13 protein-coding genes are annotated in these 14876 nt (G+C 72.1%); 3 read left to right on the plus strand and 10 right to left on the minus strand.

What is annotated here, in order from left to right:
* Positions 1-5: 5 nt before the first annotated feature.
* The 4 genes from HZU84_RS03495 to HZU84_RS03510 all read right to left on the minus strand — a co-directional run bounded on the left by HZU84_RS03495 (position 6) and on the right by HZU84_RS03510 (position 4753).
* On the minus strand, positions 6-821 hold the full coding sequence (locus HZU84_RS03495; protein WP_149502332.1) for a transglycosylase domain-containing protein: 816 nt from the start codon (positions 819-821) through the stop codon (positions 6-8).
* 24 nt (positions 822-845) lie between these two features.
* Positions 846-1691: a shikimate dehydrogenase gene (aroE, locus tag HZU84_RS03500; RefSeq protein WP_149502333.1), complete on the minus strand. Its 846-nt coding sequence runs from the start codon at positions 1689-1691 to the stop codon at positions 846-848.
* A gap of 64 nt (positions 1692-1755) precedes the next feature.
* The gene (locus tag HZU84_RS03505) at positions 1756-2640 is read right to left on the minus strand and encodes an energy transducer TonB (RefSeq protein WP_149502334.1); all 885 of its coding nucleotides are present in this window, start codon (positions 2638-2640) and stop codon (positions 1756-1758) included.
* Between the two features lie 40 nt (positions 2641-2680).
* Positions 2681-4753, minus strand: coding sequence for an RNB domain-containing ribonuclease (locus HZU84_RS03510; protein WP_149502335.1), 2073 nt, complete (start codon positions 4751-4753; stop codon positions 2681-2683).
* A gap of 159 nt (positions 4754-4912) precedes the next feature.
* Between HZU84_RS03510 and HZU84_RS03515 the strand changes: the two genes are divergently transcribed.
* Entirely contained in the window at positions 4913-6811 is a 1899-nt protein-coding gene (locus HZU84_RS03515; RefSeq protein WP_149502336.1) for a bifunctional metallophosphatase/5'-nucleotidase, read from the plus strand.
* Between the two features lie 25 nt (positions 6812-6836).
* Here HZU84_RS03515 and fabG read toward each other — a convergent pair whose 3' ends face one another.
* From fabG to mpl, 3 genes are read right to left on the minus strand one after another with little or no spacing between them, the layout of a single operon-like run.
* On the minus strand, positions 6837-7577 hold the full coding sequence (gene fabG, locus HZU84_RS03520) for a 3-oxoacyl-ACP reductase FabG (protein ID WP_149502337.1): 741 nt from the start codon (positions 7575-7577) through the stop codon (positions 6837-6839).
* Positions 7568-8206 (minus strand): YqiA/YcfP family alpha/beta fold hydrolase, encoded by a 639-nt coding sequence (locus HZU84_RS03525; RefSeq protein ID WP_180692778.1) that lies wholly within the window; start codon positions 8204-8206, stop codon positions 7568-7570. Before HZU84_RS03525 ends, fabG begins: the two co-directional genes overlap by 10 nt.
* A 5-nt stretch (positions 8207-8211) precedes the next feature.
* Positions 8212-9594, minus strand: a complete 1383-nt coding sequence (mpl, locus tag HZU84_RS03530) for a UDP-N-acetylmuramate:L-alanyl-gamma-D-glutamyl-meso-diaminopimelate ligase (protein ID WP_149502338.1) — start codon at positions 9592-9594, stop codon at positions 8212-8214.
* Positions 9595-9737: 143 nt separating this feature from the next.
* On the opposite strand from mpl, the gene HZU84_RS03535 reads away from it, so the two are divergent.
* Entirely contained in the window at positions 9738-10799 is a 1062-nt protein-coding gene (locus tag HZU84_RS03535; protein WP_149502339.1) for a 6-phosphofructokinase, read from the plus strand.
* Here HZU84_RS03535 and HZU84_RS03540 read toward each other — a convergent pair.
* The 3 genes from HZU84_RS03540 to HZU84_RS03550 all read right to left on the minus strand — a co-directional run bounded on the left by HZU84_RS03540 (position 10742) and on the right by HZU84_RS03550 (position 13692).
* Positions 10742-11689 (minus strand): DMT family transporter, encoded by a 948-nt coding sequence (locus HZU84_RS03540; protein ID WP_149502340.1) that lies wholly within the window; start codon positions 11687-11689, stop codon positions 10742-10744. The genes HZU84_RS03535 and HZU84_RS03540 overlap by 58 nt on opposite strands.
* Positions 11686-12669, minus strand: a complete 984-nt coding sequence (locus tag HZU84_RS03545; RefSeq protein WP_149502341.1) for a LysR family transcriptional regulator — start codon at positions 12667-12669, stop codon at positions 11686-11688. The genes HZU84_RS03540 and HZU84_RS03545 overlap by 4 nt, the downstream gene beginning before the upstream one ends.
* 84 nt (positions 12670-12753) lie before the next feature.
* The gene (locus HZU84_RS03550; protein WP_149502342.1) at positions 12754-13692 is read right to left on the minus strand and encodes a LysR family transcriptional regulator; all 939 of its coding nucleotides are present in this window, start codon (positions 13690-13692) and stop codon (positions 12754-12756) included.
* 180 nt (positions 13693-13872) lie between these two features.
* Between HZU84_RS03550 and HZU84_RS03555 the strand changes: the two genes are divergently transcribed.
* Positions 13873-14871, plus strand: a complete 999-nt coding sequence (locus tag HZU84_RS03555; protein WP_149502343.1) for a Bug family tripartite tricarboxylate transporter substrate binding protein — start codon at positions 13873-13875, stop codon at positions 14869-14871.
* Positions 14872-14876 lie beyond the last annotated feature (5 nt).

A 14876-nucleotide genomic window follows, 5' to 3' on the forward strand; every position in this document is an offset into this window, starting at 1 on the left:
GCAATTCAGCGCGGCGGCTGCACCGCGCCCATGCGCGCGGCGATGGTGCCGGCGCGGCCGGTCAGATAGCCCGAGCCGGGCCGGCGCTCGAAGCGCTTGGGCGCGGGCAGCATCACCGCCAGCCGCGCGGCCTGCATCGCACCGAGCCGGCGCGCGTCGATGCGGAAGTAGTGGCGTGCGGCGGCCTGCGCGCCGAACAGGCCTTCGCCCCACTCGACATGGTTCAGGTAGATCTCGAGGATGCGCCGCTTGCTCAGCAGCGCCTCGAGCATGAAGGTGATGACGAATTCCTGTGCCTTGCGCGCCGCAGTGCGCTCGCCCGACAGGAAGAGGTTCTTGGCCAGCTGCTGGGTGATGGTCGAGCCGCCGACCACCTTGGGCTCGACCCGCGGCGGCGGCTCGGCCGGCGCGCGGCCGCGTGCCAGCGCCTGCTGCTGGCGCCGCTCGAGCTGCTCGTTGCGGCGCTCGGCCACCGCCTCGGCGCGCTGGTTGCGTTCCCAGGCCTTCTCGATCGCGTCCCACTCGACGCCGCTGTGCTCGACGAAGCCGGCATCCTCGCTGGCGATGACCGCACGCGCGATCGGCTGGCCCAGCTCCTCGTAGTCGCGCCATTCCTGCGCCCAGTCGACGCGGCCCTGCGTGGTGGCCAGGCGCCAGATCTCGCTGCGCTGGAAGGTGGTCGAGGCCGGATCGATCACCGTCATCAGCGCGATGCGCAGCAGGAAATACAGCTGCAGCGCCAGACCGGCGAGCAGCACCAGCACCAGCAGCCGGCCCAGCCGGGCCGGCCAGGACAGCGTCGCGACAGGGGTGTCCGACATCGCGCGTCTCTCCGGGCGGGATGTTCAGCGCGGCGCGTCGACCAGCGCGCGCAGCTCGGCCAGCACCGGCGCGGTGTCGGGCCGCACGCCGCGCCAGGCCAGGAAGGCTTCCGCCGCCTGCTCGACCAGCATGCCCAGGCCGTCGCGGCCGGTGGCGCCGTGCTCGGCCGCCCAGGCCAGGAAGCCGCGTGCGCCGGCGCCGTACATCATGTCCAGCGCCAGCGCGCCCGGGCGCAGCACCTCGGCCGGCACCGGCACGCCCGCGCCCGACAGGCTGGAGGCGGTGCCGTTGATGACCACGTCGAAGGCTTCGCCCGGCGCCTCCAGCGGCGCGATCTGCAGCGCCACGCCGTGCTCGCGCGCCAGCGCGGCATGGCGCAGCGCCAGCGCCTCGGCCTTCTGTGCGGTGCGGTTGGCGATGACGATGCCGGCCGGCCGCGCCTCGATCAGCGGCCCCAGCACGCCTGCAGCCGCGCCGCCGGCACCGATCAGCAGCACGCGCCGGCCGGCCAGCGCGACACCGGCGTTCACCGTGATGTCTCGCACCAGGCCGGCGCCGTCGGTGTTGTCGCACCACCAGCCGCCGTCGGCCTCGGCGTCGAATCGCAGCGTGTTGGCGGCCTGCGCCAGCTCGGCGCGCGGCGTGCGGCGCGCCGCCAGCTGCCAGGCCTCGAACTTGAACGGCACGGTGATGTTGCAGCCGCGTCCGCCCGCGGCGGCAAAGTCCTGCACCGTGGCGGTGAAGCCGTCGAGCGGCGCGAGCAGGCGCTCGTAGACCAGCGTCTGGCCGGTCAGGGCAGCGAAGCGGGCGTGGATGGCGGGGGAGCGGCTGTGCTCCACCGGGTGGCCGATCACGACATAGCGGTCCATGGCAGCAGGCGGGCGTGAGAGTGACTGGATGAAAAGGGGGGGCGCGGGCCGGGGGGGCGGCGCGTCAGCGGCCCTGCGGCGCGTTCTGGTTTTCCTCGACCGTGGCCTGCAGGCCCTGCTCGCGGGTGAAGCGGAAGCGCGAGACGAAGACCAGCCGGTCGAACTGCGCGCGCATCTGCGGCGTGAAGTGGCCATAGGGGCCGGCGCCGCGCACGATCGACTGCGCCTTGCGGTCGAGCAGCCGGTTGCCGGAGGTCTGGATGATCTCGGCCTCGACGACGCGGCCCAGGCTGTCGATCTCCAGCAGCATGCTCAGCTCGCCGTAGAGCTTGACGCCCTTGTCTTCGGGAAAGTTGCGGGTGCCGATGTCCTCGATGCGGCTGCGCAGCGTGTCGTAGTAGATCGCGTGCACGCCCTCGCGCGCCGAGGGGCTGACATAGCGCCGGCGCGGGCGGGCGTTCTCGTCGTTGATGCGCTTCTCGATCTGCGCGAGCTGGTCGAGCAGCTGGCGACGGCGCTCCTCCTCGGCACGCGCAGCCGGCTGGTCCTGCGCCGAGGGCCGGGCCTGATCGGTGGTGGCCAGACGGGCGAGCTCGCGCTTCATCTGCGCCAGCAGCTGCATCTGCTGCAGCTGCATCTGCTCGATCTGGCGCTGGGCCTCGTCGAGCGAGTCGCCGGCCTGGTTGGCGGGGGCGGGCGGCAGCGGCGAGGTCGCCCGGCCCTGCTCGGCATCGCCCCCGCCGGCCAGGTTGCGCTGCGCGATCACCTGCGCCTGGGTCGGCGCCTCGGCGGAGCTGGCGTTGACCAGCACCACCTCGAGCGAGGTGTCCTGCAGGATGCGGTCGAAGGCTTCCGGATCGACCACCCGCAGCGTCAGCAGGGCGGCATGCACGCCCAGCGACAGCAGCAGGGCGATCTGGAGATTCGAGAGTTGCTTGAGGCGCTGCATCGGCGGGGGCGTGGAGGCGGGGGAGGCGAAAGGGCCGGGCTCAGGCGGCCGGTGCGGCGCCGCCGTCGGCCGCGGCCGGCGCGTCGGCATCGGCCACGTCGATGGCCAGCGCCAGGCCGGTGGCGGCGGCCTCGGCGCCTTCCTCGGCCTCGTCCTCGATCACCGCGTCGTCGTCCGCGCGGGTCGGATCATCCAGGCGGGCGATCACGCTGCCGCCGATCTCCAGCGTCAGCAGGTCCGGCTCGCCCAGGCGCACCCGCACCCGCGCGCCGCGCGGCAGGCCGTCGGCGCCGACCGCACGCAGCACCAGCGGCAGCGTGTCGGCGCGCACCAGGCCGTCCTTCATCGCGGCGCAGTCGAGTTCGGTCACGCCGTTCTGCTGCAGCCAGCGCAGCGTCCAGTAGCGCTCGATGCCGTTCTGGAAGCCGTTGTAGGCCGAGTAGGCGGCGTCGAAGCCCGAGATGATCGCGAACAGCGCGGTGTCCTTGGGCTTGAAGTGCGCCGCCAGCGCTGCGGTGCGGCCGTGGCGCGCGCAGGCGATGATCTGCCACTGGTTGACCAGGTCGACATAGCGGCGCAGCGGCGAGGTCGCCCAGGTGTAGTGCGCCACGCCCATGCCGGCGTGCGGCAGCGCCTTGGTCGACATGCGCACCTTCACGCCCGGCGCCATGCTGGCCTGGCTGCGGTAGATGCCCGGCACGCCCAGCTCGGCCAGCCAGCCGCCCCAGGTGTTGTTGGCCAGGATCATCGCCTCGGCGACGATGGTGTCGAGCGGCGCGCCGCGGCGGCGCTCGCTGATGACCACCGTCTCGCGGCCGTCGGGCGGTGCGCTCGGCGACTGGCCGTCGGCATCCTGCAGGCGGAAGTTGTAGTCGGGCCGGTTGAAGTTCTCCGGCTTGCCGCGCACCACCTCGCGCTGCGCCTTCAGGTGCCGGGCCAGCCGCCAGCCGAAGGCCAGCTCGGGCGCGAAGTCGAAGTCGGCGGGCGCCTCGCCGCTCAGCGCCGCCTCGGTCACGACCGCATCCAGCTTGTCATGGCGCAGGTTGGCGACGATGGGCACGCGCTCGAGCTTCGTCTCGGTGGACTTCAGCTCCAGCGTGGCCTCGTCCATCGTGACGTAGAGCGACACGGCCGGGCAGTCGCGGCCCTCCTGCAGCGTGTAGCTCTGCACCACCTCGTCGGGCAGCATGGTCAGCTTCCAGCCCGGCATGTAGACGGTGGAGAAGCGGTCGCGCGCGACCTTGTCGATGGCCGAGTCCGGCTGGATCGCCAGCGCCGGCGCGGCGATGTGCACGCCGAAGACGATGGTGCCGCTGCCCAGGCCCTGCACCGAGAGCGCGTCGTCGATCTCGGTGGTGGCCGAGTCGTCGATCGAGAAGGCGCGCACGCCCGCGGCCAGGGGCAGCTCGTCGCGGATCTCCGGCGCCACCAGCGAGGCCGGGAAGCCCGCGCCCTTCGGGAACTGCTCGAACAGGAAGCGGCGCCAGTGGAACTGGTAGGGGCTGTCGATGGCGCCCGCGGCCACCAGCAGGTCCAGCGGCGCGCGCTGGGCCTTCTTCGCGGCGTCGACCACCGCCTTGTATTCCGGCGCGTTCTTGTCCGGCTTGAACAGGATCTTGTAGAGCTGCTCGCGCACCGGCTGCGGGCACTGGCCGGCGACCAGCTCGGCCGCCCAGCCCTCGATCTGCGCGGCGAGCTGCGCCTTCTTCTCGATCGCGAGCAGGGCGGCCTTCACGATCTCCTCGGGCGCCTTGCGGAACTGGCCGCGGCCCATGCGGCGGAAATAGTGCGGCGCGCCGAACAGGCGGAACAGCGCCGCGGCCTGGTGGCTCGTGCCGGCGCCGGCCTCGAAGTAGTCGCGCGCCAGATCGGCGAAGCCGAACTCGCCCTCGGGCGCGAATTCCCAGGCCAGATCCAGGTCGATCTCCTCGGCCAGGCGCTGGCCCTCGGCGATCAGCACGGCCGGCGCGGGCTTGTCGAACTTCAGCAGCACATTGGCCGCCTTGACCTTGACGCGCTTGCCCGAGTCCAGCTCGACCTGCATCGAGCTCTCGGCTTCCGACAACACGCGGCCGGCGAGGAACTTCCCGGCGTCTTCGAAGAGGGCATTCATAGGGGCCGGATTGTCGCCGATGGCGAAGGCCCGCGGGCTGTGTGCACGCCCCGGCTGCGCCGGCCCGGAAGCTGCATGTCATCGCCGGTTCACCGTCGTTGCGCAGCATCAGCGACATTTCTTCACGTTCGATGCCTTCCGCCTGATTGGAGCCGCGCCATGTCCTGCCTGCGTCCCGCCCCTGCCCGCCGTTTCCGGCCGACCCTGCTGGCGCTGATGGCCGCCGCCGTGCTGGGCGCCTGCGCCACCGACGACGACAGCGGCAGCAGCCCGGCGCCGGCGCCCACCTATGCCGCGCTCGAGCTCAACATCGCCCACATCAACGACCATCACTCGCAGCTGGAGGCCTTTCCCGGCACCGAGCTGACGCTCGACGGCGTGGCCACGCAGGTCGAGCTGGGCGGCTTTGCCCGGCTGACGACGCTGTTCAAGGCGCAGCAGCAGGCCGGCACGAAGAACCTGCTGAAGCTGCATGCGGGCGATGCGCTGACCGGCTCGCTGTACTACACCTTCTTCAAGGGCGAGGCCGATGCGAAGATGATGAACACCGTCTGCTTCGATGCGGTCGGCTACGGCAACCACGAGTTCGACGACGGCGACGGCGTGCTCAGGACCTTCGTCGACCAGCTGCTGGGCGGCGGCTGCGACACCACCGTGGTCTCGGCCAATGTGGTGCCGGCGGCCGGCTCGCCGCTGGCGCCGGCCGGCACGCCGGTGCACAAGCCCTACCTGATCAAGACCTATGACGGCGTCAAGGTCGGCATCATCGGCATCGACATCGCCGGCAAGACCACCAACTCCTCGCGTCCGCTGGCGACGACGCAGTTCCTCGACGAGACCGCCACCGCGCAGAAGTCCATCGACGAGCTCAAGGCCCAGGGCGTGCGCCACATCGTGCTGCTGACCCACCAGGGCTACGAGGCCGATCGCAGGATGGCGGCGGCATTGAGCGATGTCGACGTCATCATCGGCGCCGATTCGCACACGCTGCTGGGCGACTTCAGCCGCTTCGGCCTGAGCAGCTCGGGCCCCTATCCGACGGTCGAGAAGAACCGCAGCGGCGAGACGGTCTGCATCGGCCAGGCCTGGGAGTACAGCAAGGCCTTCGGTCTGATGAATGTCAGGTTCGACACCCGCGGCGCGGTGGCGAGCTGCGGCGGCCAGGCCTCGCTGGTCATCGGCGACAGCTTCAAGCGCAAGAACGAGGCCGGCACCTTCGTCACGGTCGACGAGGCGACCCGGACCGCGCTGAACGCCCGGCTGGCCGCCGACGCCGGCATCAAGGTGGCTGCGCCCGATCCGGTGGCCGCCGGCGTGCTGGCCGGCTACACCGCGCAGGTCGATGCGCAGAAGGCCCGCGCCATCGGCACGGCCAGCCAGGCGCTGTGCCTGGTGCGGGTGCCGGGCGAGACCACCAACCGCTCCGGCGGCGTCGCCGGCTGCGAGAGCGCCAACACGCTGGCACGCGGCAGCGATGCGGCACAGGTGGTGGCGGAGGCCTTCCTGCGCGCCAGCAAGCGCGCCGACGTGGCGCTGCAGAACGCCGGTGGCGTGCGCACCGCGATCGCCGCCGGCACGATCACGATGAACACCGCCTTCACCGTGTTGCCCTTCACCAATGTGCTGGTCGAGCTGGAGGTCACCGGCGCGCAGATCGTCGCGGCGCTGGAGGACGGGGTGGCCAACCACCTCGACAGCGCGCAGTCTAACGGCTCGCATCCGTATGCGGCCGGCCTGCGCTGGGCGCTCGACCTGAGCCAGCCCAAGGGCCGCCGCTTCAGCCAGGTCGAGGTGAAGAACCGCAGCACCGGCCTCTGGTCGGCGATCGATCCGGCCCGCAGCTATGTGCTGGTCACCAACGACTTCGTCGCCAGCGGCAAGGACGGCTATGCGACCTTCGCGCCGATCTACGCGGCGGGCAAGTTCGTCAACACCTATCTGCTCTACACCCAGACCTTCGCCGACCATGTCACCGCGCTGGGCACGGTCGCCCGGCCGGCGGCGGCGGACTACGCGCACCAGAAGGTGACGACGAAGGCGGGCGTGGTGCTGCCCTGATTCCGGAGCGGGCGGGGAACGCGTCTCAGACCGTCAGCCCGCCCGCCACCTCCAGCACCGCGCCGTTGACATAGCTGGCCTCGTCGCTGGCGAGAAAGGCGTAGACATTGGCGATCTCCTCCGGCCGGCCCAGGCGGCGCAGCGGCACCTCGGCGCGCATCTGGTCCATCACCTTGTCGGGAATGGTCGACAGGATCGGCGTCTCGATGAAGCCGGGCGCCACCGCGTTGACGCGCACGCCCTTGGGGCCGAGCTCGCGGCTCCAGGTCTTCGTGAAGCCGATGACGCCGAACTTGGTCGCGGCGTAGTTGGTCTGGCCGAAGTTGCCGTAGATGCCGACCACCGAGCTGGCGTTCAGGATCACGCCCGCGCCCTGCGCGACCATCGTGTCGGCCACCGCCTGGGCGCAGTGGAAGACGGCGCGCAGGTTGACGTCGATCACCGCGTCGAACTGCTCGAGCGTCATCTTCTGCAGCCGCGCGTCGCGGGTGATGCCGGCGTTGTTGACCAGCACGTCGATGCGGCCGAACTGCGCCTTGACGGCGGCGACCATCGCGTCGACCGCTCCGCGGTCGGTGACGTCGACCGCGAAGCCCGTCGCCTGCGCGCCCGCCTCGCGGCACTGCGCGACCGCGGCGTCCACCGCCTCGGGCTTCATGTCGCAGACGATGACGATCGCGCCCTCGGCGGCGAACTTCAGCGCGGTGGCCAGGCCGATGCCCTGGGCGGCGCCGGTGATGATCGAGACCTTGTCCTTCAGTCGCATGCGTGTCTTTCGGCAGGGGGGGGGGAATCGTGGGGCAGGCGCAGGAAGCGCAGCATCGCGTCGCGGTGCGCGTCGAAGCTGCTGAGCGCGTGGTCGCCGCCTTCGAGCACATGCAGCTCGGTGGCGGCGTGGCGCGCAGCCATCTCGCGCCAGTCCAGCACCTCGTCGCCCTGCGCGACCCAGGTCTGGACGGCGGCGGGCTCGCGCGGCGCGCCGGGGTCGATCGTCTCCAGCTCGGCGATGAATTCCGCGCGGAAGAAGAAGCGCGTCTGCGGATCGTGCCAGGCGGTCTGCTCGCCGATGTACTTCGCCAGGTCGCGCGCCGGATGCACCGCCGGGTTGATCAGCACCGCGCGCCAGCCGCCGTCGCCCGCCAGCGCGGTGGCGTAGAAGCCGCCCAGCGAGCTGCCAATCACCGCGCGCCGGCCGGCCGGCCAGTGGCGTGTGCCCTCGCGCACCAGCGCCATCGCCTCGGCCGGCGAGGGCGGCAGCTGCGGGCACCACCAGGTAAGCCCCGGCTGCGCCGCCGCCCAGGCCGCCATCTTGGCCGCCTTCATCGACTGCGGCGACGAGCGGAAGCCGTGCAGATAGAGCAGGTGCGTGGTCGCGGGGGACGCGGCGCCGCTCATGCGCGTCAGGCCTTCTTCGCGGCCAGCGCATCCAGCAGCTTCGCGTGGATGCCGCCGAAGCCGCCGTTGCTCATGCACAGCACATGGTCGCCGGGGCGCGACAGCCGCACCACCGCGTCGACCAGCTCGGGAATGCTGCCGTAGACCCGCGCCTGCTTGCCCATCGGCGACAGCGCCTCGGCCGCGTCCCAGCCCAGGCCGCCGCTGTGGCAGAAGGACAGGTCGGCCTCCTCCAGCGCCCACGGCAGCTGCGACTTCATCGTGCCGAGCTTCATCGTGTTGGAGCGCGGCTCGAAGACGGCCAGGATGCGTGCCTGGTCGCCGACGCGCCGGCGCAGACCGTCGACGGTGGTGCGGATCGCCGTCGGATGGTGGGCGAAGTCGTCGTAGACCTTGATGCCGCCGGCCTCGCCGCGCAGCTCCATGCGCCGGCGCACGTTCTCGAAGCGGCCGAGCGCCTCGGCGGCCACCGCCGGCGTCACCCCGACATGCTCGGCCGCGGCGATGGCGGCCAGCGCGTTGAGCTGGTTGTGCTCGCCCAGCAGGCTCCATTCGACGCGACCCACCTTCAGGCTGCCGCGCAGCACGTCGAAGGCATGCGGCTCGCCGCGGGCGCGCAGCGCGCCGGGCTCTTCCTTGCGAGCGCCGAAATGCTGCACCGGGCTCCAGCAGCCGCGCGCCAGCACCCGCTTCAGCGCCTCCTCGCGGATGTTGACCACCAGCCGGCCCTGCGACGGCACGGTGCGCACCAGGTGGTGGAACTGCGTCTCGATGGCGGCCAGGTCCGGGAAGATGTCGGCGTGGTCGTGCTCGAGGTTGTTCAGGATCGCGGTGCGCGGGCGGTAGTGCACGAACTTGCTGCGCTTGTCGAAGAAGGCGGTGTCGTACTCGTCGGCCTCGATGACGAAGGGTGTGCGCTCGCCCGGGGCCCCGAGGCGCCCCAGCCGCGCCGACACGCCGAAGTTCTGCGGCACGCCGCCGACCAGGAAGCCCGGCTGCAGCCCGGCCGCCTCCAGGATCCACGCCAGCATCGAGGTGGTGGTGGTCTTGCCGTGCGTGCCGGCCACCGCCAGCACATGGCGGCCGGCCAGCACGTTCTCGGCCAGCCACTGCGGGCCGCTGACATAGGGCAAGCCGGCGTCCAGGATCGCCTCCATCAGCGGGTTGCCCCGGCTGACGACATTGCCGACCACGAACAGGTCGGGCTTGAGCGCGAGCTGCTCGGGCGCGAAGCCCTCGATCAGGTCGATGCCGAGCGCGCGCAGCTGGTCGCTCATCGGCGGGTAGACATTGGCGTCACAGCCGGTGACGCGATGACCGGCCTCGCGGGCCAGCGCCGCGACGCCGCCCATGAACGTGCCGCAGATGCCGAGGATGTGAATGTGCATGGACAGCGATTCTAGGATCCGGCTCAAGGTCCGCCGAGCGGAGTCCCCCTAGACTGGCCACCTTCCGGCCCCCGCATCTGCCGGGGCTGCGGTTCAACCGAACCGACCGAACCGACCGAACTGAAAACCGAGAGGTACCTCTGATGCGCATCGGCATGCTCACCGGCGGCGGCGACTGCCCCGGCCTGAACGCGGTCATCCGCGCCGTCACCAAGTCGCTGATCCGCCAGTGCGGCGCCGAGGTGATCGGCATCGAGGACGGCTTTCTCGGCCTGATCGAGCGCCGGGTGCGCCCGCTGGGCTGGGACGAGGTCAGCGGCATTCTCGCCACCGGCGGCACCATCCTGGGCACCAGCAACACCGCCAGCCCGTTTGCCTGGCGCGGCCGCGACGTCGCGGCCGAGGTCGTGGCCTACCAGCGCGAGCTGGGGCTGGACGCGCTGGTGACCATCGGCGGCGACGGCACGATGACGATGGCGGCGCGGCTCGGCGAGGTCGGCGGCGTGCCGATGGTGGGCGTGCCCAAGACCATCGACAACGACATCGCCGGCTGCGAGCGCAGCTTCGGCTTCGACACCGCGGTGGCCACCGTGACCGAGGCGCTCGAGCGGGTCGAGACCACCGGCCAGAGCCACGGCCGCGTGATGATCGTCGAGACGATGGGCCGCTACGCCGGCTGGATCGCGCTGGAGGCGGGGCTGGCCGGCGCGGCCGACGTGATCCTGCTGCCGGAGATCGACTTCGACCTCGAGCGCGTCGCCGCCGTCTGCCGCGAGCGCCACGCGCGCCGCCGCGCCACGCTGATCTGCATCGCCGAGGGCGCCAGGCCGGTCGGCGGCACGCTGACGGTCGAGCGCGCGGTCGCCGGCAGCCCCGATCCGATCCGCCTCGGGGGCGTGGCGCACCTGCTGCGCGAGCGGCTGCAGCCGCGGGTCGACGCCGAGGTGCGCGCCACCGTCCTGGGCCATGTGCAGCGCGGCGGCAGCCCCACGCCCTTCGACCGGGTGCTGGCGACGCAGTACGGCAACGAGGCCGCGCACCTGCTGCGCCGCGGCCAGTTCGGGCGCATGGTCACGCTGCAGGACGGGCGGCTGGCCAGCGTGCCGCTGGCCGCGGTCGCCGGCCAGAACCGGCGCGTGCCGCTGGATCATCCGCTGCTGGTGTGCGCGCGGGAGATCGGGGTGTGTCTGGGGGAGGCCGGCTGACGCGCCAGCCCCACCCCGGCCGCCGCCAGCGCCATGCCGGCCAGCGCGGGCAGGCCCAGCTGTTCGTCGAACAGCGCCCAGGCGATCAGCGCGGTCGTCGGCGGGGTCAGGTAGAACAGGCTGGCGACATGCACCGCGCTGCCGCGGCGGATCAGCAGGTTCAGCAGCGTGACCGCGCCCAGCGAGAGCACCAGCACCAGCCAGGCCAGCGCGAAGACGAAGTTGCCGGTCCAGCGCACCGGCTGCGTCTCGGCCAGCGCCAGCGCGCCGGTCAGGATCAGGCAGGGCAGGAACTGCAGCACCGAGCCGGTGCGCAGGTCGAAGGACGGGCAGAAGCGCTTCTGGTAGAGCGTGCCTGCGGTGATGCCCAGCAGCGCGACGACGGCCGGCGCCAGCATCGTGCCCAGCGCGCCGGGCGCGACCGTGCCGGCCTTGTGCGCCACCACCAGCGCCACGCCGGCCAGGCCCAGCGCCAGCCCGGCCCACTGGCGCGGGCGCACCTGCTCGCCCAGGAAGGTGCGCGCGCCCAGCGCCGTCACCAGCGGCTGCAGGCCGACCACCAGCGCGGTCACGCCGGCCGGCAGCCCGTGCGAGATCGCGGTGAACACGCCGCCGAGGTAGACACCGTGCACCAGCAGCCCCGAGACCGCAATGTGCAGCGCCTCGCGCCGGCTGCGCGGCCAGGGCGCGCGCAGCGCCAGCGCCAGCGCGCCCATCAGCACGATCACCGCGGCGTAGCGCACCGACAGGAAGCTCATCGGTCCGGCGTCGGGCAGGCCGAAGCGCGCGCCGATGAAGCCGGTGCTCCACAGCAGCACGAAGAGCAGCGGCATGGCGCTGTCCACGACGATGGGGGAGGAAGACGCGGTGTTGACGGAGCGGGCATTCATGGCAGAGCACAGGAAGACGGAGGATGCGGAGCGAGCGAAGGCAGCCAGGGCGTGCGTGAGAACCAGTCGAGCGACCACTGCCGGAAGGCCTCCATCGCGGCGCTGGTGAAGCGTGCCGAGGGGCGCACCAGATGGATGGCGCCGTCACCCTCGGGCTGCCAGTCGGGCAGCACCGGTTCGAGCGAGCCACCGGCCAGGTGTGGTGCCACCAGCCAGTCGCCGGCGATCAGCACGCCCACGCCCAGGCAGGCGGCGCCCAGCAGCGCCTCGTTGTCGTTGCCGCTCAGGCTGCCACGCACAGTCACCACCCGGAGCTGGCCGTCGCGCCGCAGACGCCAGTGAGGATGTGAGTCCAGGCCGGTGAAGCCGAGCAGGTTGTGGCTCGCCAGATCGTCCGGATCCTGGGGGCGACCGCGCCGGGCCAGGTAGGTGGGCGCTGCGCACAGCAGCCGGCGGTGTTCGTGCAGCTTCAGTGCGGTCAGCCGGCTGTCGTCGAGCGTGCCGATGCGGATGGCGGCATCGAAGCCCTCGTCGATCAGGTCGACCCGGCGCTCGGCATGGTGCACCTCCAGCGAGATCTGCGGATGCGCCAGCGCGAACTCCGCGATCATCGGTCCGAGCAGGCGCCGGCCCATCGCGGCCGGAAGCGCCAGGCGCAGCCGGCCGCGCACCTCGGCGGCGCCCCGCGCGGCCTCGGCCTGCGCATCGGCGATCAGGCGGCTGGCTTCGCCGAGCCGGTCGGCCAGCTGCTGCCCGGCCTCGGTGAAGCGCAGCCGCCGGGTCGAGCGTTCGACCAGCCGCACGCCCAGGCGCCGCTCCAGCGCATCCAGCCGGCGCGACAGCACTGACGGGTGGCGCTGGAGCTGGCGTGCCGCGCCGGCCAGCGAGCCGTGGGCACGCAGCGCCAGCAGCGCCGACAGCTCGTCGGCCTGCGAGCCGCGCAGCAGATCGGCCGAGGGTGGGGCGGGGCGTGAAGTCATGGCAGCGGCATTCCTGGATCGCGTGAAGACGAGCCCCGAGCCTAGCGGCGGGTCGTCATCGGCGACAGCCCGGCCGCGCGCATTTCATTCGTGCGCCAGATGCACGTCGGGGCCGCCAGTCGCGCCCAGCTCCGCCTCGATCATCGCCACCAGCGCCTCGGCCTGAGGCGAGAGGTCGGCGCGGCTGCGCATCGCCAGCAGCAGCCGGCGCTCGACCTCCAGACCCTCGAGCGGCTGCACCTTCAGCGCCAGCGCCTGGGCGTACAGCGCGGCGGCGGCCTCGGGCAGGATCGCCAGGCCCAGGCCGCAGGCGACCATGCGGCACATCGAGTCGAAGCTGCGCACCTGCACCCGGATGCGCGGCGTGTGGCCGACCGCCTCGGCCGCGGCCATGACCTTGCGGGTCAGCGAGGCGCTGCGTGGCAGCGTGACCAGGTCATGCGCGAAGGCGGCCGAGACTTGCACGCCCGTGCCCTGCGCCAGTGCATGGCCGGCCGGCACCAGCAGCACCAGCCGGTCGATGTTGCACAGCCGCGTCTCCAGGCCCTCGCAGGGCACGTTGTCGCCGATGACGGCCAGCTCGGCCTGGCCCTTCTGCACCGCGCGCACGCCGTCCTCGCTGAGGGCGTCCTCCAGGTCGATGCGCACCTTCGGGTGGCGCGCCGCGTAGGCCGACAGCAGCCGCGGCAGGAAGCCGCTGAAGGCCGACGGATTGGCCCACAGCCGCAGGTGCGCGCCGGCGCCGCCGTGCACATCCTCCACCGCCAGCGCCAGCTGCTCGAGCCGGGCGATCACCTCGATGGCGTGGCGGTGCAGCAGCTGGCCGCCGGCGGTGGTGCTCACGCCGCGCTGGCCGCGCTGCAGCAGCGTCAGGCCGCAGTGCTGCTCCAGCTCGTTGATGCGCTTGCTGGCCGCGGCCAGCGAGATGCCGAAGCGGTCGGCGCCGGCCGTCAGGCTGCCGGCGTCCACCACCGCGACGAACAGGCGCAGCGAGACGAGGTCGAATCGGTTCAGGTTGATCACGGGCAAGGGCTCCAGCGCCGGGGCAGGCGCCCTCAACCCGGGTCGAAGGCGGCCTCAATCGAAAGCGAATGGCGCGATCGTGCCTGATGACCGACGATGCGTGCACCCCGGTCCGTCCGGGTCATGGATTCCAGACGCCAAGCCGAGGCAGCGCGGACGCTGCCCACCAGGAGACAAGCCATGCCCCCTTTCACCGTGTCGCGCCGTCCGGTGCTGATGCTGTGCGCCGCGGCTGCCGCCGCCGCCGTCGCCCTGCCGCTGCCCGCCTGGGCCCAGGCTGCCTGGCCGGGCCGCCCGATCACGCTGGTCGTGCCCTTTCCGGCCGGCGGTGGCACCGATGCCTTCGCGCGTCCGCTGTCGGCGCAGCTCACGAAGCAGCTCGGCCACCAGGTCATCATCGACAACAAGGGCGGCGCCGGCGGCAATCTGGGCGCCGGCGTGGCGGCCAAGGCGGCGCCCGATGGCACCACCTGGTTCATGGGCGGGGTGCACCACACCATCGCGCCGTCGATCTATCCGAAGCTCGACTACAGCCTGGCGGGCGACTTCGTGCCGGTCGCGCTGGTGGCCAGCGTGCCGCAGGTCATCGTCGTCAACCCGCAGAAGGTGCCGGTCAAGGACCTGAAGGAGCTGCTGGCCTTCATCCGCTCCAAGCCGGGACGGCTGACCTACGGCTCGGCCGGCAACGGCTCATCGCACCATCTGGCCGGCGAGCTGTTCAAGATGCAGACCGGCACCTTCATCACCCACATTCCCTACCGGGGTGCGGGTCCGGCGCTGCAGGACCTGATGGGCGGTCAGGTGGACATGATGTTCGACGGCCTGGGCTCGTCGGCCACGCACGTCAAGGGCGGGCGGCTGCGCGCCATCGCGGTGGCGGGCGATCGGCGCGCGCCCGGATTTCCCGACATTCCGACCGCGGCCGAGGCCGGCGTGCCGACCTACAAGGTCGCCACCTGGTACGGCCTGTGGGCGCCGAAGGGCACGCCCAGGGAGGTGGTCGAGCGCATGGGCGCCGAGCTGAAGACCGCGCTGGCCAGCCCCGAGCTGAAGGCGGCCTGGAACAACCTCGGCGCCGAGACGCCGACGCTGGCGGGCAAGGACTTCGGCGACTTCGTCACGGCCGAGACCCGGCGCTGGGCCGAGGTGATCCGGGCCGGCAACATCAAGGCCGACTGAGCGGC

The sequence above is a fragment of the Sphaerotilus sulfidivorans genome, from assembly GCF_013426975.1.
Lineage (GTDB): Bacteria > Pseudomonadota > Gammaproteobacteria > Burkholderiales > Burkholderiaceae_C > Sphaerotilus > Sphaerotilus sulfidivorans.